This window comes from Anaerotignum faecicola (assembly GCA_024460105.1).
In the GTDB taxonomy this organism is placed as follows: domain Bacteria; phylum Bacillota; class Clostridia; order Lachnospirales; family Anaerotignaceae; genus JANFXS01.
This window is the reverse complement of the sequence record JANFXS010000497.1, coordinates 1-401: the sequence shown is the minus strand read 5'-3', so window position 1 is coordinate 401 and position 401 is coordinate 1. Positions and strand designations below refer to the sequence as shown.

General features: G+C 39.7%; 1 protein-coding gene. It reads right to left on the bottom strand.

Annotated features, from left to right (window positions below; all coding sequences use genetic code 11):
* Window positions 1–369: hypothetical protein (locus NE664_15070; GenBank protein ID MCQ4727954.1), on the bottom strand; the 369-nt coding region annotated here is incomplete at its 3' end.
* Window positions 370–401 lie beyond the last annotated feature (32 nt).

Here is a 401-nt window from a genome sequence, read left to right as displayed (position 1 = left end):
TTCAGCGTTCACATTTTCTTCAAACGTAGCGGTTTTTGCAACAAGTATTTCGCATATAGGAGTGATTGTTTTATATGCTTTTGCAGTAGGATCGCTATTTAAAAGCGCAATATCTTCATCGGTTGCATAGCCGTATATAATTTCGGCAAATATATTTTCGGCTTGCAATGTCCGCGGATATAAAGGTGTTTCTTTAAACTCGTTCCATTCGTCGGGCACGGTATATTTAACGCCGACTTCATCAACCGATATTTCGTTTGAAACCGTCTCTGACTGAGCGCCGTCCGACGATGCGTCTTTACTGCCGCATCCCGATAACGCCCCGATACAAAGGGTTATACATAAAATGCATAATATCAGCTTTTTCATAATTATTTACTGCCTCCTATTTTTTAATAAAC